The organism is Luteimonas sp. AC640a, from assembly GCF_979256585.1.
Genome location: NZ_CEEDOV010000002.1, coordinates 44,734 through 59,387 on the forward strand (window position 1 = coordinate 44,734; position 14,654 = coordinate 59,387).

General features: G+C 68.1%; 17 protein-coding genes. 4 read left to right on the plus strand and 13 right to left on the minus strand.

The genetic code is table 11. The features are described 5' to 3' along the window. Positions 1–17: 17 nt before the first annotated feature. From dmpH to ACZ9YD_RS00940, 6 genes are all read right to left on the minus strand, one after another. A complete protein-coding gene (gene dmpH / locus ACZ9YD_RS00915) occupies positions 18–806 on the minus strand; it encodes a 2-oxo-3-hexenedioate decarboxylase (protein ID WP_465073265.1) in 789 nt (262 codons plus the stop codon). After that, positions 803–1,849: a 4-hydroxy-2-oxovalerate aldolase gene (gene dmpG, locus ACZ9YD_RS00920; RefSeq protein WP_465073266.1), complete on the minus strand. Its 1,047-nt coding sequence runs from the start codon at positions 1,847–1,849 to the stop codon at positions 803–805. The genes dmpH and dmpG overlap by 4 nt, the downstream gene beginning before the upstream one ends. Continuing rightward, positions 1,846–2,790, minus strand: a complete 945-nt coding sequence (locus ACZ9YD_RS00925; RefSeq protein ID WP_465073267.1) for an acetaldehyde dehydrogenase (acetylating) — start codon at positions 2,788–2,790, stop codon at positions 1,846–1,848. Before ACZ9YD_RS00925 ends, dmpG begins: the two co-directional genes overlap by 4 nt. 71 nt (positions 2,791–2,861) lie before the next feature. Next, on the minus strand, positions 2,862–3,641 hold the full coding sequence (locus ACZ9YD_RS00930) for a fumarylacetoacetate hydrolase family protein (protein ID WP_465073268.1): 780 nt from the start codon (positions 3,639–3,641) through the stop codon (positions 2,862–2,864). After that, positions 3,638–3,841, minus strand: coding sequence for a tautomerase family protein (locus tag ACZ9YD_RS00935; RefSeq protein WP_465073269.1), 204 nt, complete (start codon positions 3,839–3,841; stop codon positions 3,638–3,640). The genes ACZ9YD_RS00930 and ACZ9YD_RS00935 overlap by 4 nt, the downstream gene beginning before the upstream one ends. Before the next feature lie 23 nt (positions 3,842–3,864). After that, the gene (locus tag ACZ9YD_RS00940) at positions 3,865–5,106 is read right to left on the minus strand and encodes an MFS transporter (RefSeq protein WP_465073270.1); all 1,242 of its coding nucleotides are present in this window, start codon (positions 5,104–5,106) and stop codon (positions 3,865–3,867) included. A gap of 199 nt (positions 5,107–5,305) precedes the next feature. Between ACZ9YD_RS00940 and ACZ9YD_RS00945 the strand changes: the two genes are divergently transcribed. Both ACZ9YD_RS00945 and ACZ9YD_RS00950 read left to right on the plus strand, forming a co-directional pair. Continuing rightward, on the plus strand, positions 5,306–5,980 hold the full coding sequence (locus tag ACZ9YD_RS00945; RefSeq protein ID WP_465073271.1) for a hypothetical protein: 675 nt from the start codon (positions 5,306–5,308) through the stop codon (positions 5,978–5,980). A 67-nt stretch (positions 5,981–6,047) separates the two neighbouring features. Then, positions 6,048–6,839 carry an IclR family transcriptional regulator gene (locus ACZ9YD_RS00950; protein ID WP_465073272.1) on the plus strand — a complete coding sequence of 264 codons (792 nt, stop codon included), beginning with the start codon at positions 6,048–6,050 and terminating at the stop codon, positions 6,837–6,839. A gap of 71 nt (positions 6,840–6,910) precedes the next feature. Here the strand turns inward: ACZ9YD_RS00950 and bioC are convergent, their stop codons facing one another. From bioC to bioB, 6 genes are read right to left on the minus strand one after another with little or no spacing between them, the layout of a single operon-like run. Next, positions 6,911–7,813: a malonyl-ACP O-methyltransferase BioC gene (gene bioC, locus ACZ9YD_RS00955; RefSeq protein ID WP_465073273.1), complete on the minus strand. Its 903-nt coding sequence runs from the start codon at positions 7,811–7,813 to the stop codon at positions 6,911–6,913. Continuing rightward, entirely contained in the window at positions 7,810–8,571 is a 762-nt protein-coding gene (gene bioH, locus ACZ9YD_RS00960) for a pimeloyl-ACP methyl ester esterase BioH (RefSeq protein WP_465073369.1), read from the minus strand. The genes bioC and bioH overlap by 4 nt, the downstream gene beginning before the upstream one ends. A 23-nt stretch (positions 8,572–8,594) precedes the next feature. Then, positions 8,595–9,599, minus strand: coding sequence for a multidrug resistance efflux transporter family protein (locus ACZ9YD_RS00965; RefSeq protein ID WP_465073274.1), 1,005 nt, complete (start codon positions 9,597–9,599; stop codon positions 8,595–8,597). After that, positions 9,596–10,954, minus strand: coding sequence for an 8-amino-7-oxononanoate synthase (bioF, locus tag ACZ9YD_RS00970; RefSeq protein WP_465073370.1), 1,359 nt, complete (start codon positions 10,952–10,954; stop codon positions 9,596–9,598). Before bioF ends, ACZ9YD_RS00965 begins: the two co-directional genes overlap by 4 nt. Next, positions 10,836–11,198: a hypothetical protein gene (locus ACZ9YD_RS00975; protein WP_465073275.1), complete on the minus strand. Its 363-nt coding sequence runs from the start codon at positions 11,196–11,198 to the stop codon at positions 10,836–10,838. The genes bioF and ACZ9YD_RS00975 overlap by 119 nt, the downstream gene beginning before the upstream one ends. Then, complete coding sequence (bioB, locus tag ACZ9YD_RS00980; RefSeq protein ID WP_159681303.1) at positions 11,195–12,271, minus strand: biotin synthase BioB; 1,077 nt, start codon at positions 12,269–12,271, stop codon at positions 11,195–11,197. The genes ACZ9YD_RS00975 and bioB overlap by 4 nt, the downstream gene beginning before the upstream one ends. Before the next feature lie 49 nt (positions 12,272–12,320). On the opposite strand from bioB, the gene ACZ9YD_RS00985 reads away from it, so the two are divergent. After that, entirely contained in the window at positions 12,321–13,061 is a 741-nt protein-coding gene (locus ACZ9YD_RS00985; RefSeq protein ID WP_465073276.1) for a ComF family protein, read from the plus strand. Beyond that, the gene (locus tag ACZ9YD_RS00990; RefSeq protein ID WP_465073277.1) at positions 13,061–13,585 is read left to right on the plus strand and encodes a SecDF P1 head subdomain-containing protein; all 525 of its coding nucleotides are present in this window, start codon (positions 13,061–13,063) and stop codon (positions 13,583–13,585) included. Before ACZ9YD_RS00985 ends, ACZ9YD_RS00990 begins: the two co-directional genes overlap by 1 nt. A 72-nt stretch (positions 13,586–13,657) precedes the next feature. Here ACZ9YD_RS00990 and ubiA read toward each other — a convergent pair whose 3' ends face one another. Continuing rightward, a complete protein-coding gene (ubiA, locus tag ACZ9YD_RS00995; protein WP_465073278.1) occupies positions 13,658–14,578 on the minus strand; it encodes a 4-hydroxybenzoate octaprenyltransferase in 921 nt (306 codons plus the stop codon). Between the last annotated feature and the right edge of the window lie 76 nt (positions 14,579–14,654).

The following is a 14,654-nucleotide window of genomic DNA, read 5'->3' on the forward strand; positions in this document are numbered from 1 at the left end:
GAACGTGTGTCGTGGATTCAGACGAAGCGCAGTCCGGTCGAGCCGAGACCATCGATGCGGACCTGGACGTTGTCCCCGGCCTCGACCGCGACCGCGGCCGTGATCGCACCCGACAGCACCACGCTGCCGGCGGGCAGCGACTGCCCGCGCGCATGCAGCATGTCGACCAGCATCGCGACCGCGCGCGCGGGATTGCCGAGCACCGCGGCGCCCGCGCCGACCTCGACCACTACTCCGTTCTTTTCGAGCACGACGCCGATCGATTCCAGATCGCGGCCGTCGACGGTCGCGGCCTTCGAGCCGATCACGTAACGCGACGCAGAGGTGTTGTCGGCGATGACGCTCGGCAGATCGAAGCGGAAATTCTCGTAGCGCGAATCGATGACTTCGATGGCCGGCAGCAGACATGCGGTCGCCGCCAGCACCTGCTCGACGGTGCAGTCCGGGCCCTGCAAGGCGTCGCGCATGACGAAGGCGATCTCGGCCTCCACCTTGGGATGGATCAGCGACGCGGTCTCCACCGCCGCGCCGTCGTTGACCGCGTTGTCGCTGCCGAGGAAGCCGTAGATCGGCGTGTCGACGCCCATCTGTTCCATCTTGGCAAAGGAGGTCAGGCCCATCTTCATGCCGACCAGTCGCACGCCGCGCGCGAGCTTGAGGGCACGCAACGCGTCCTGCACGCGGTAGGCCGCTTCGGTATCGAGGTCCGGCTGCGCGTCGGTGACCTTGACCACGTCACGCACGTCGCGCTCGGCGTCATGCAGCAGCGTGGCGATCTCTTCGATGATGGCGGGCGACAGGCTCATGCCGTCACCTCCGGCTGCGCGACCGCCGAGCCACGTGCGCGCGCCACGTCCAGGGCGACGTCGACGATCATGTCTTCCTGCCCGCCGACCATGCGCCGCTTGCCGAGCTCGACGAGGATGTCGACGGCGCTGATGCCGAAGCGCTGCGCCGCGGCTTCCGCATGGCGCAGGAAACTCGAATAGACGCCGGCATAGCCAAGTGCCAGGGTTTCGCGATCGACGCGCACCGGACGTTCCTGCAAGGGACGCACGATGTCGTCGGCGGCGTCCATCAGCGCGTACAGATCGCATCCGTGCTGCCAGCCGAGCTTCGAGGCGGCAGCGATGAACACTTCCAGCGGCGCGTTACCCGCGCCCGCGCCCATGCCGGCGAGGCTGGCGTCGATGCGGTCGCAGCCTTCCTCGACTGCGACGATCGAGTTCGCGACGCCCAGCGACAGGTTGTGATGCGCGTGCATGCCGGTCTGCGTGGCTCCGTCGAGCACGTCCTTGAACGCGCGGAAGCGTTCGCGGATCTCGGTCATGCCCATCGCACCGCCCGAGTCGACCACGTACACGCACGAGGCGCCGTAGGACTCCATCTTCTTCGCCTGCGCGGCGAGCGCGGCCGGCTCGGCCATGTGGCTCATCATCAGGAAGCCCACTGCGTCCATGCCCAGCGCGTTCGCCGCTTCGATATGCTGGCGCGCGACATCGGCCTCGGTGCAATGCGTGGCCACGCGCACCACACGTGCGCCGGCGGCATAAGCGTCTTTCAGGTCGTGCACGGTGCCGATGCCGGGCAGCAGCAACGTCGCGACTTTGGCGCGGCTCACGGTCTCGGCGACGGCCTCGATCCATTCCAGATCCGAGTGCGCGCCGAAGCCGTAATTGAACGAGGCACCCTGCAGGCCATCGCCGTGCGCGACTTCGATCGAGTCCACGCCGGCGGTGTCGAGGGCCGCCGCGATCTGCCGCATCTGCGCGACCGTGTACTGATGGCGCACGGCATGCGAGCCATCGCGCAGGGTGACGTCCGAGATGTAGAGCGTCTTGTCGCTCATGCCTGCGTCTCCTGCGATGCGGCCTGCAGCTGCGCGGCGATGCGTTCGCCGGTCGCGAGCGCGGCCGAGGTCATGATGTCGAGATTGCCGGCGTATGCCGGCAGGTAATGCGCGGCGCCTTCGACCTCGAGGAACACCGAGGTCTTGAGGCCCGTCACCGGTCCGAGTCCCGGCACGTTGACCGGCTGTTCGATGCGCTCGAACTGCACCGTCTGTTTGAGGCGATAGCCCGGTACGTCACGCGCAACGCGCGCCACCATCGCTTCGATCGCCGCTTCGATACGCGCCGTGTCCACGTCATCCGACAGCACGTAGACCGTGTCGCGCATCAGCAGCGGCGGCTCGGCTGGATTGAGCACGATGATCGCCTTGCCCTTGCGCGCACCGCCCACTGCTTCGATCGCGCGCGAGGTGGTCTCGGTGAATTCGTCGATGTTCGCGCGCGTGCCCGGGCCGGCTGAGCGGCTCGAGATCGACGCGACGATCTCGGCGTAGTGCACGGTGGCGACACTCGCGACCGCGGCGACGATCGGAATCGTCGCCTGCCCGCCGCAAGTCACCATGTTGACGTTGCCGGCATCGAGGTGCGCATCGAGATTGACCGACGGCACGCAGTAGGGACCGATTGCTGCCGGTGTCAGATCGACGACGCGGATGCCCGGCCGCGATGCGCGCAGTACGGCGTCGTTGTTGACGTGGGCCGCGGCGGAGGTCGCATCGAACACGATCTGCACATCGTCGAACGCGGGCGACATCGTCAATCCGTAGACGCCGGCATCGCAGGTCTCGACGCCCATCGCGCGGGCACGCGCGAGGCCGTCGGAATCCGGATCGATGCCCACCATCGGGCCCATGGACAGGGCCTGGCCGTGGCGCAGGATCTTGATCATCAGATCGGTGCCGATATTGCCGGAACCGATGACGGCAGCCTTGATGGGCATGTGTGACTCCTCGAAACGATGAAGGGTCCGGACGCGCGACGGCGCCCGATAAAAACGGGATCGACGCGCGATCAGACGAAGTGCAGATCCACGGCGCCGATGCCGCCGACGCGCAGACGCAGGTGGTCGCCGCGGGCGACCGGCGTCAGCGGCACGAGCGCACCCGAAAGAATCGTGTCGCCGGCTTTCAGGCCACTGCCCAGCTGGCCCAGCTGATTCGCCAGCCAGACCACGCAGTTCAACGGCGAGCCCAGCGCGGCGGCGCCTGCGCCGGTCGAGATCAGCGCGCCGTTCTTCTCCAGCGCCATGCCGCAGGCGCCCAGATCGAGTCCGATCGGGGACACACGCGCTTCGCCGGTGACGAAGGCCGCGGCGGAAGCGTTGTCGGCGACGGTGTCGAGGATGCCGATCTTCCAGTCGCGGATGCGCGAGTCGACGATCTCGAAACACGCCGACACCGACTCGGTCGCCAGCAGCACGTCGTGCAGCGTGACGCCCGGACCGGCGAGGTCGCGCTTGAGATGGAATGCGATCTCGCCTTCCGCACGAGGCGCGATCATGCCGTCTACGGGAATGGCGCCAGTGCGCGAATGGTCCATGCGATCGGTCAGCACGCCGAAGTCGGGCTGGTCGACGCCGAGCATCCGCTGCACGGCGACGCTGGTCAGACCGATCTTGCGACCCACGACGGTCTCGCCCTCAGCGAGCCGGTGGGCGATGCCGGCCTGCGCGATCGCGTAGGCGCCGGCGAGATCGAGTCCGTCGACGCGACCGGTCAGCGGATCGATCGGCTGGCCGCTGCGCAGCGCCGCGTGCAGGGCATCGGCGTGCGTCGAGATCGCCACACTCATGCCGCACTCTCCGGCGCCGGATCGCTCTTCAGCCGCGTACCGACGGCGAAGCGGTTCGCAGGCACTTCTTGAACCATGACGCGGATCGACGGCAGCGGCGCGTCGAGGGTCTCGCTGACGACGCGCGCGACCTCGCGGATGCAGGCTTCGACGCGTTCGGAATCGCGGCCTTGGACCACGGTGATCTGGATGACGGGCATGGGGTTCTCCAATCGGTGTCGTGTCAGGCGAGCTCTTGGCCCTTGGTCTCGGGCAGGAACATCCAGACGATCAGGCCGGCCAGCGCGAAGAACGCGGCCGTCGTCACCAGTCCGCTGGTGACGCCGTAGCGCGTGGAAATGAAGCCGATGAGGAACGGCGCGATGGCAGCGATCGCGCGGCCGCCGTTGTAGACGAAGCCCTGCGCGGTGGCGCGGATCGTCGTCGGGAACAGCTCGGCGAATGTCGGTGCGAAGCCGCTGTAGAAGCCGGTACCGAAGTAGGCGACGACCACGCCGAACACCATCAGCATGTCGGGCGATCGGATGGTCGCGAAGACCGGCACGACGACGGCCGAGGCCAGGAAGAACAGCAGGAACGCCTTCTTGCGACCGATGCGGTCGGCGATGTAACCAAAGGTGATGAACCCCGCGGCCGCGCCGACCTGCATGATCACGATCCAGATCGTCGACTTGACCAGGTCCAGGCCCGGCCCGCCTTCGGCGACCGGCGTGGCCAGGTACGTCGGGATCCAGGTGAACAGTCCCCAGTAGCCGCACATCGCCGCGGTGGTGAATGCCAGACCAATCCAGGTGTTGCGCGCGTACTGCCCGCCAAACAGCTCGCGCACCGTTTCGCCGAAGCTCAGTCGCTTGGTCTGGTTGAGCCAGATGTCCGGTTCCTTGACGTGGCGGCGCACGTAGAACGCCAGCAGCGCGGGCAGCAGACCGACCGCGAACACCCAGCGCCAGCCGGCGACCGGGATCACCAGCGCCGCGACCACTGCGGCTGCCGCGTAACCGGCTGCGAATGCACTCTGCACCCAGGCCATGACCTTGCCGCGATGCTTCGCCGGCCAGGTTTCGCTGACCAGCGCCGAACCCGCCGACCATTCGCCGCCGACACCGAGGCCGACGATGACCCGGAACAGCATCAGCTGGCCGAGCGTGTCGGCCAGACCGCACAGCGCGGTGCCCACCGAGTAACAGATGATGCTGAGCATCATCGAGCGTGCGCGTCCGAGACGGTCGGCGAGGAAGCCGAACACCAGACCGCCCGCGGCCGTCGCCATCAACGTCGCCGACATCACCAGGCCGGCCGAGGACTTGTCCATGCCCAGGTCGACGATCACGTACTTGATGACCATCGCGAACAACATCAGATCCATGATGTCGAGCATCCAGCCGAGATAGGCCGAATTGAACGCGCGCCACTGCTGTTTGCTGGCGCCCTTCCACCAACGCTCGCCGTGGGCGTTGCTTCCCATCTCCGCACTGTTGTCTTGAGACATCGCACGCCCTCCCGAGCGAGTTGGCAGCAGGTCCGCGCCTGCATGACGGGTGTGTCACGTTTGTATCGTTGATCGATACTCGTGTATCAATATACAATAAGTCTCGATCAATGATCCACATCATTCAATTCGTATCGACTATCGATACGATATGTGGCCCACAAGGAGTTGTTGCATGCGCGCGCTGACCCTGCGTCTCTACGAAGACCTGTTGCCTGCGGGTTGCCCGCCCGTCTTTCTGCCGGCGACGCCGCGTGCGCTGTATGTGGTGGATGGCGGTCTGATGGTGGAAGGTCCAGACGATGGCCAGTGGTTGACCACCGGGACGGCACGCGTCTCGCAGGACAGCACGACGCTGATCGCCGAGCACGGTGAAGCGCGGATCTGGCGCTGGGAGCTGACGGCCGCATCGACGCCCGCAGATCACGCCTTGCTGTCGGCGCCTTCCACGTCGACCACACTGAAACTGGAAGCGGAGATCGAACTCGATCCACGCTTCGATTGGTTGATGCGCTGCGACGAAGTCGGCTTTCCGCCCGGTGGCGTCGCGCTGACCCACGTGCATCAGGGCCCGGGCATCCGCATTTGTGCGAGCGGCGAGATCTCGATCGAAACCCAGGGCACGCGACACACGCACGCACCGGGCGAGGCCTGGTTCGAACTCGGGCCTGCGCCAGTGCTCGCGCCGACCACCGAACGCACGTCGACGCACTTTGTGCGCTGCTTCCTGTTGCCGCGCGCCGTGCGGAGCCGCAGCTCGATCCGCTACGTGCGCCCCGAAGATGCGAACGCGCCGAAGGTGCAGACGTACCGCGTGTTCGCCGAGCGCGACATCGACCTCCCTGCCTGAAGGCGCGCGGGTTAACCTCCGACGGCGCACGTCGCGCGATCGATTCCCAGAGCCACGCCACCGCCTCATGCAGAACGCTGACCCATCCGCCGATCTCGGCGATGCCGCCCTTCCGACCGCCGTCGTCTCGCTGAAAGTCATCGAGGCGCTGGCCAACGCGCCGCAGGGCCTGGGCGTGACCCAGCTGTCCAACCTGCTGGGCATGCCGAAGGCGCGCGCACACAGGCATCTGAGCGCACTGCGCGAACACGGCTACGTGACCCAGGATGCGACGAGCAATCACTATCGGGTTGGTTGGCAGCTGTATCTGCTGGGCCGCGCGTGCGTGGGCCGCTTCGATCTGATGACACTCGCCAAGCCGGCACTGCAACGCCTGCGCGACGACGTCGGACAGACCATCGTCATCGCCTCGTATGCGGACGACGCGGTGATCGTCATCGACTTCCTGCGCGGCACCTCGCCGATCGAGATCACGTTGCGACCGGGCAGCCGCTTTCCGCACAACACCAGTGCGCAGGGCAAGGTGGTGCTCGCGTTCGGTCCCGACGACGTGCGCGACGGCTTCCTGTCCGCGCCGCTGCCACAGAGCACGCCGCTGTCGATCACCGATGCGCACGCACTGCGCGCGGAGATCGACACCGTCCGCGCGCGCGGCTGGTCCGATGCACCGGAGCAGTTGTTCACCGGCATCAACGCCCTCGCCGCGCCCCTGCTGCAGGCCGACGGCTCGTTGTTCGGCACACTCGCGATCGTCGGCTCGATCCATTACCTGCCGGCATCGCCCGATCCACAGCACGTCGAATCCCTGCTGCGAACCTCACGCGAGATCTCGGCGATGCTGGGCTTCCAGGCGGGCTGACGTCACCGATCGACGGGCTTGCCATCTGCGCGGGCGATCGCGTGTCACCGGACCGATCACCGCCGCTGCGTTCAATCGGTCTTGCGTCGCCGCACCGGAATCGAACCTGCATCGAAGCGCGCCAGCTCTTCCGCGCCTTCTCGGATCGGGGCGCCGTGCGGCGGCGACCAGGCCATCGCGGTGATCCATTCCCAGCTGGCCGGCAGGCCTTCGGGCGTGCGGAACTGTTCGTAATGCGCGGCGGCGGCAGCGAAGCGCGCGCGACCGGTCAGCGCACGGCGTCGCTCGGCGAGTGCATTGGTCGCGCCGATCGCACGTTGCTCGCGCATCAGCGCGGTCATGTCTGGATGCCAGTGCGTGGCGACGTCACGGTCGAGTACCGGATTGCGGAAGCCGGCGCGCATCAGCGCATCGCCGAACTCGGCGATCGATGCGAAGGGACTCACGTGCGCCACATCGTCCGCGACGCCGAAGGACTCGCGCAGTTCGATCAAGGTCTGCGGGCCGAAGGTCGAGACCAGGAGCAGGCCATCCGGCTTGAGCACGCGACGGAAGCCGGCAAATGCCGACGGCAGGTCTTCCACCCACTGCAGGCACAGATTGGAAAACAACACGTCGACGCTGTTGTCGGCGAACGGCAGCAGGCGCAGATCGGCGCACACGCGGTCAACCGGTTTCTGCAGTCCGAGACGATCGCGCCAACCGGTGCGTACCGGCGCCTGCTGCAGCATCGACAGCGAGAGATCGACCGCGACGATGCGCGACTTCGGCCAACGCTGCCGCATCGCCAGCGCTGCATGCGCCGGGCCACTGCCGACATCGAGCACGACGCCCGGCACGCGGTCGTCGAGATACTCCAGCGATTCGAGCAGCTGCGCTTCCACGCCGCGCTGCAGAGCCGCGGCGCCGGCGTAACTCGTCGATGCGCGCGAGAAGGCGCGGCGGACCTGGCGGGGATCGAAGATCGGTTTCATGGTGCGTTGAGGAACTCGAGCAGCCGCGCGGCGACCGCGTCGGCGTGGGTCAGGAAGGGGGCGTGGCCGGCATGGTCGACGGTGTGGGCGATCGCATCGGGTGCCCGCGCGGCAGCGGCCTGCATCGCGCGCGGATCGACCAGCCGGTCGCGGCGACCGGACAGCCACAGACTCGGCACCGCGAGCTTCGCCAGCCGCGCGCGCAGGTCCGAGGTTTCGAGCAGACCGAGCCCGTCGGCGAGCACGTGCGCGGCCGGTTCGCCGCGCGCGAAGACTTCGGCGCGCAGCGCGCGCAGTTCGCCGCGCGCATCGTCCGAACCGAAAGCTTCCAGCGCGATGAAGCGGTCCAGTGTGCCGCGGTAATCGCTGCGCAGACCTTTGGCGAAATCGCGGAAGATCTCCGGCGACATGCCGTACGTCCAGTCGTGACCGCGCACGAAGCGCGGACTGGCGCACAGCATGACCAGCGCAGGCACGCGATCGGGATGCCGCGCCGCCGCCTGCAACGCGAACAGGCCGCCGAGCGACCAGCCCATCCACGGCGCGGGCGGCAGCACATCCGCCAGCGCGTCGACGACAGGATCGATCGCCAGCGGCAGCGTGCTGTCGCGGCTCAGGCCATGGCCCGGCAGATCGACCAGGTACAGCGTGCGCTGCGCCCGCAGGCGCTCGACCAGGGGTGCGAAGACGCCGCCATGCATCGCCCAGCCATGCAGCAGCACCAGCGGCGCGCCCTCGCCCGTCACTTCGACGTGCAGGCCGTGCGGATTGTCCAGTGTGTTCATGCGCCCTTGTCTCCACGCAATGCTTGTGTACGACGCGCGCTGCCGGCCGCGGGACGTGCGACGACGATCGCGAACGCCACGATCCCCAGCGTCACCACCACCGCACCGGTCAATGCGCGGCCCTGCGGCCACGCCTCCTGCAGGAACAGCGCCCCGAGGAACGCCGCGAACAGCAACTCGGCCGCCTGCATCGCCTCGGCCGCGCCCAGCGCGACTGGATTGTTGCGGACCATGCCGGTCGCCTGGAAGAACAGGATGGTCGCGATCACGCCCGCGCTCAGCGCAACGCCTGCCGCCAGCCACACCTGCGACATCGACGGCGTGCCGGCTTCGTGCCAGGCGAACGCCGCGACCAGCAGCCACAGCGGCTGGCTGGCGAGCGTGAGCCCGAACACACGCTGGGTGGCATTGAGGTCTTCGCCGGTGCGTTCGAGATGCAGCAGCAACAGACGATTGCCGAGCGGATACGCGACCGCCGCAGTCAGCACGCACAGCAATGCGATCCATCCCGCGCGATCCAGACCGGGGCCGCCATGGCCGAACTGCATCAGCAACACGCCGACGAGGATCGCCGCGGCAATGCCGAGCGCGGCGGGTGGCACGCGTCGGCGTGCATCGCGATACAGAAGTGGCGCGCACAACATGCCGGCGATCACGGTGAACTGGAAACTTCCGGCGACCAGCCACGCCGGGCCGCTCGACGCTGCGAACGAGAGCATGCAATAGAACAGCAGGAAGCCGATCGCACTGCAGCGCAGCCACGCCCACGGATGCGCGGCGATCGCACGCAGCACCGGTGTCGCCCCGCCCTGCAGCGGCATCAGCGGCAGCAACAGCGGCAGGGTGATGAAGTACCGCAGGCAGGCGGTCCACGCCCAATGGCCACCGCCGCTCGCGCTCGCGCGGTTGAGCACATAGGTCAGGGTGAAGAACAGCGCGGAAACGAGTGCGATCCCGACCGCGAGCAGGGCGCGGCGGGCATCGTGCTGCATGTCGGTCATGGCGTGTGGACGGCGGCGTCAGTGTCGGCATGCAGCGCGTGGGCGCCGGGCGCATGGACATCACGCGCGGCGGCCAGTGCATCGACGAGTGCATCGACATCGCTGTCGGCATGCGCGGCGCTGAGCGTCACGCGCAGGCGCGACTGACCCTCGGGCACCGTGGGCGGACGGATGGCGGCGACCCAGAAACCCGCCGCGTCCAATGCGCGCGACATCGCCAGCGCCGTGGCGTTGTCGCCGCAGCGCAGCGGCTGAATCGGCGTGTCGGACGGCATCAGATCCAGACCGCGACGCTGCGCGCGTGCGCGGAAGCGCTGCACCAGTGCGGCCAGTCGTTCGCGACGCCAATGCTCCTGGCGCGCGAGGCGCACCGCGGCGAGCGCAGCGCCCGCGACCGCCGGCGGCAGCGCGGTCGTGTAGATGTAGGGACGTGCGGTTTCCGCCAGATGGCCGATCAGATCCGCATCGCCCGCCAATACCGCGCCGCAGCCGCCCAGGGCCTTGCCCATCGTCACCAGTTGCAGCGGCACCGCGTCGCCGTCGAGCCGGGCATCGGCGACGCTGCCGCGGCCGTCGGGTCCGAGCACGCCCACGCCGTGTGCATCGTCGACGTACAGCAGCGCCTGTTGCACGCGCGCCACGATCGCCAGCTCGCGCAGCGGCGCGATATCGCCATCCATGCTGAAGACACCATCGGTCGCGAGCACCGCCGCACCGTCGGGCAAGGTGCGCAACTGACGCAACGCGCCCTGCGCATCGGCATGCGGGTAGCGGCGTAGACGACAGCCGGCGAGCCGCGCGGCATCGATCAGGCTGGCATGGTTCAACCGGTCCTGCACACAGGCATCGCCCTCGCCGAGCAGACCCTGCAGCACGGCCAGATTCGCAGTGAAGCCGCTGCCGAACAGCAACGCGGCCGGCACCTGCAGCCAGTCTGCAATCTCGCGCTCGAGCGCCTCGTGCAAGGCATGGTGCCCGCTGACCAGATGCGAACCGCCACTGCCGGCGCCATGCAGCGCCGCGGCATCCTGCAGCGCGCCGGACACCTGGTAGTGCGAGGCGAGGCCGAGATAATCGTTGCCGCAGAAGTTCAGCAGCCAGCGCGCGGCGCCACCGTCATCGAGCACTTCGCAGCGCACCCCGTCGCGACGCGCGACCGTGCGCCGCACGCGACGCGCCTGCGCCTGCGTGCGGGCCTCGCGCGCGTCACGCGCACGCGTGCGCAGGTCGGGCCGATCAGGCGCCACGGCCGGCCCAGATCGCCAGCGCGCCCATCGCGATCGCGGGCAATACAACGAGACCATTGATGGCCACACCGATGCGGGCCGAGCGGTCGAGCTGCATACGCGCGGCATCCTGCGCATCGGACACGCTCTTGTGCGCGAGCAGCAGCACTGCGACGAACAGCGCCCCGGCGAACAGCAGATGCGCGCCGCCGTCACGGAAAAACAGCACGACGCCCCACATCAGCACGCCGACTGCGGCCAACCGCGCGATCGCCAGCAGCTTCGACTGCCCATCGCGCACGGTCAGCGCGAATCCGCTCAGCCCCACCAGTGCCAGCAGCACGAGGTAGGCCCAGGCGAACCACGGGATCATGCGGCGAAACTCCGCGGGTGCTGCGGCAGTTCGATGATGTCGACGTGGGCCGTGCCGGGGTGATCGTGATGCTCGGCATCCACGTGCACCTGCATCGGCCGCAGGCCCAGACGCGCGAACAGCGCCATGTCGCGTTCGGTATCCGGGTTGCCGGTCGTCAGCAACTGCTCGCCGTAGAAGATCGAGTTGGCGCCGGCGAGGAAACACATTGCCTGCAGCTCGTCGCTCATGTCCTGGCGGCCGGCCGACAACCGCACCATCGAGCGCGGCATCAGGATGCGCGCGACCGCGATCGTGCGGACGAAATCGAACGGGTCGATCTCCTCGGTACCATGCAGCGGCGTGCCTTCGACCTGCACCAGACGGTTGATCGGCACCGAGTCCGGATGCGAGGGCAGATTCGCCAGCGTGCGCAGCAGTCCGGCGCGTTGGCGCCCGGTCTCGCCCATGCCGACGATACCGCCGCAGCAGGTCTTGAGCCCCGCGTCGCGCACGTGCTCGAGCGTGGTCAGGCGGTCCTGGATCTCGCGGGTCTGGATAATCGAATCGTAGAACTCGGGATCGGTGTCCAGATTGTGGTTGTAGTAGTCGAGGCCCGCGTCCTTGAGCGCGCGCGCCTGGTCGCCGGTCAGCATGCCGAGCGTCGCGCAGGTCTCCAGACCCAGTGCCTTCACTTCGCGGATCATCGCCGCGACCTTCGGCACGTCGCGATCCTTCGGCGATCGCCAGGCGGCGCCCATGCAGAAGCGCGTGGCGCCGGCGGCCTTGGCCTGGCGGGCCTTCTCCAGCACCGCATCGGTCTCCATCAGCTTCGTCGCCTCCACACCGGTGTGGTAGCGCTGCGCCTGCGGGCAGTAGCTGCAATCCTCCGGGCAACCGCCGGTCTTCACGGACAGCAGCGTGCTGACCTGGACTTCGGCCGGATCGAAATGCTGGCGATGCACGCTGGCGGCGCGGAACAGCAGCTCGGGCATCGGCAGCGCGAACAGCGCTTCGATCTCGCTGCGCGACCAGTCGTGACGAAGAGGAGTGGGCTGGCCGGCGGCTTCGCGGGCGTGGCTGACAACGGACATGGCGATCTACCGACGGTGACGGCGGGACAAGCCCGGCAGTCTGGAAAGCATGCCCGATGCTGTCAACCAGATTCCAGCCCCACCGGTTGACGGCACCTGGCGGCGATGGCTCCAGACCCTGCTGCGCGGCGTCCTTCCCGGTCGATGCCTGGTGTGCCGCGAGCCCGGCGCGGCGGGCCTGGACCTGTGCCCGGCCTGCACAGCGGCACTGCCATGGATGCCGCACGCCTGCACCCGCTGCGCGCAACCGCTGCCGACGGACGACCCGGTCTGCGGCGCCTGCCTGCGGCGCCCGCCTCCGCTGGACACGGTGATCGCCGCGTTCGATTACGGGTTCCCGGTCGACCGGCTGCTGCCGCGGTTCAAGTTCCATCGCGATCTCGCCGCTGGCGCCTTGCTCGGCGACTGTCTGGCACAGGCAACATCAGACGCCGCGGGGCCCGCTGCGCTGGCGCCGATCCCGTTGCACACCGCGCGACTGCGCGAGCGTGGCTACGACCAGGCGCTGGAACTCGCGCGCATGCTGGCGCGTCGCCACGACCTGCCGCTGCGCACCGATCTCCTGCGCCGTGTGCGTGCGACCGCGCCACAGTCGCGGCTCGATGCGAAAGCGCGTCGACGGAATCTCCGCAACGCGTTCGCAGTCCAGCATCTGCCCGGAATGCCCGCGCATGTCGTGCTGATCGACGACGTCATGACCACGGGCGCGACGCTGCACGCCGCGGCGCGCGCGCTACGACGCGCAGGCGTGCACCGCGTCGATGCATGGGTCTGCGCTAGGGTGCGTTGATGCGCCTCGCACAGGACCCCGACATGTCGTTGAAAATGCTTCACGCCTTGCTCCTTGCGGGCGCACTGCCGTTCACCACCCTCGCATCGGCCGCGGTGGACACGGCACACACCACCGGCACGTCCGTCGCTGCGCACTACCGCGATCTGGAAGTGCATATCGGTGCCTATGTGCCGAGCGACCCTGTCACCGGACGCGCGCAGATTCCCGGCGAGCGTGTCTGGACCACACCGACTGGTGGTACAGCGTCTCTCGCCCATGCATTGACGATTCGGGGGACGGAGATCGAGTCGATCACCGCGAGCACCGGCCCGGAGCCCGTGGTGACGTTCGCCCTGACCGCGAAGGGCGGGGCGAAACTGCAGGCCCTGACCGAAGCCAACGTCGGCAAGGCACTGGGGATCGTGGTCAACGACGAATTGCAGTCGATCGCCACGATCCGCGGTCCGTTCGGCAGACAGTTCCAGCTCAGCGCGATCGCGCCCGAGCAGGCGAAGGCGTTGACGGAGAAGCTGGCCGACTGATCACCCGGGCGCGTCGCCCTCGCCGCGATGAGGCGGCTTCGACGCCTCAGCAGCGTCGCCTGACAGCCCCGCTCAGTGCATCCACACCGTGAGCGGCGGCAGCGCATAGTGCGCGGCAATGCCGGCGAAGATCGTCATGCCGACCCAATGGTTGTGCAGGAACACCCGGAAACACGCATCGCGCTCGCGATATCGGGCCACGCGGAATTCCCAGACGACAAGCAACGCCGCGAGTCCGAGGCCGAGCCAGTAGTTCGGCCCGAGACCGGCCTCGCGCCCGACCAGCGCAAGCGCCGCGAATGCCAGCGTATACAGCACGCCCTGCGCGACCAGGTCGAGATCACCGAACAGGATCGCCGTCGACTTCGCACCGGCGCGGATGTCGTCCTCGCGGTCGACCATCGCGTACCAGGTGTCGTAGCCCGTGGTCCAGAAGATGTTGGCCACGAACAGTACCCAGCCGATCGGCGGCACCGTGCCCTGCACGGCCGCGAATGCCATCGGAATCGCCCAGCCGAACGAGATGCCCAGATATACCTGCGGCAGGTAGGTGTGGCGCTTGAGATAGGGATAACTTGCCGCGAGAAAAATGCCGACGACGCTCATCGCGACCGTCAGCCAGTTCATCGTCAGCACCAGCGCGAATGCGACCAGCATCAGCACCGCGAACAGCAACAAGGCCTCGCGGCCCCGCACCGCGCCGCTGGCGAGCGGCCGGTCCTTGGTGCGTTCGACATGCGGATCGAGCCAGCGGTCGGCGTAATCGTTGATCACGCAGCCCGCAGAGCGCGTCAACCACACACCCGCACTGAACACGAACAGCGTCCATAGCGGCGGCATGCCTTCTGCGGCGACCCACAGCGCCCACCACGTTGGCCAGAGCAGCAGCAGCCACCCGATCGGCCGATCCCCGCGCACCAGCGCCCAGTAGTGCCGCAGGCGTTCGCGCCAGCGCGGGACAGCAGGTTCGGAGAAGCGTTCGTAGTCGTACATGGCAGCGGGAGGATATCAGTGGGGTCGATCTGCAGCCGCACGGTGCGCCGTGGCATGGATCTCGGCCGGTCGGTCT

Bases quoted from the DNA above. Each gene is read 5' to 3' on its own strand.
- ACZ9YD_RS00925 (WP_465073267.1), bottom strand. From the start codon at position 2,790: ATGCCCATCAAGGCTGCCGTCATCGGTTCCGGCAATATCGGCACCGAT.
- ACZ9YD_RS00945 (WP_465073271.1), top strand. From the start codon at position 5,306: ATGCGCGCGCTGACCCTGCGTCTCTACGAAGACCTGTTGCCTGCGGGT.
- ACZ9YD_RS00935 (WP_465073269.1), bottom strand. From the start codon at position 3,841: ATGCCCGTCATCCAGATCACCGTGGTCCAAGGCCGCGATTCCGAACGC.
- bioC (WP_465073273.1), bottom strand. From the start codon at position 7,813: ATGAAACCGATCTTCGATCCCCGCCAGGTCCGCCGCGCCTTCTCGCGC.
- ACZ9YD_RS00940 (WP_465073270.1), bottom strand. From the start codon at position 5,106: ATGGGAAGCAACGCCCACGGCGAGCGTTGGTGGAAGGGCGCCAGCAAA.
- dmpH (WP_465073265.1), bottom strand. From the start codon at position 806: ATGAGCCTGTCGCCCGCCATCATCGAAGAGATCGCCACGCTGCTGCAT.
- bioF (WP_465073370.1), bottom strand. From the start codon at position 10,954: ATGCCGCGCGTATGCAGCTCGACCGCTCGGCCCGCATCGGTGTGGCCA.
- ACZ9YD_RS00985 (WP_465073276.1), top strand. From the start codon at position 12,321: ATGCCCGATGCTGTCAACCAGATTCCAGCCCCACCGGTTGACGGCACC.
- ACZ9YD_RS00950 (WP_465073272.1), top strand. From the start codon at position 6,048: ATGCAGAACGCTGACCCATCCGCCGATCTCGGCGATGCCGCCCTTCCG.
- ACZ9YD_RS00965 (WP_465073274.1), bottom strand. From the start codon at position 9,599: ATGACCGACATGCAGCACGATGCCCGCCGCGCCCTGCTCGCGGTCGGG.
- ACZ9YD_RS00975 (WP_465073275.1), bottom strand. From the start codon at position 11,198: ATGATCCCGTGGTTCGCCTGGGCCTACCTCGTGCTGCTGGCACTGGTG.
- dmpG (WP_465073266.1), bottom strand. From the start codon at position 1,849: ATGAGCGACAAGACGCTCTACATCTCGGACGTCACCCTGCGCGATGGC.
- ACZ9YD_RS00990 (WP_465073277.1), top strand. From the start codon at position 13,061: ATGCGCCTCGCACAGGACCCCGACATGTCGTTGAAAATGCTTCACGCC.
- bioB (WP_159681303.1), bottom strand. From the start codon at position 12,271: ATGTCCGTTGTCAGCCACGCCCGCGAAGCCGCCGGCCAGCCCACTCCT.
- ubiA (WP_465073278.1), bottom strand. From the start codon at position 14,578: ATGTACGACTACGAACGCTTCTCCGAACCTGCTGTCCCGCGCTGGCGC.
- ACZ9YD_RS00930 (WP_465073268.1), bottom strand. From the start codon at position 3,641: ATGAGTGTGGCGATCTCGACGCACGCCGATGCCCTGCACGCGGCGCTG.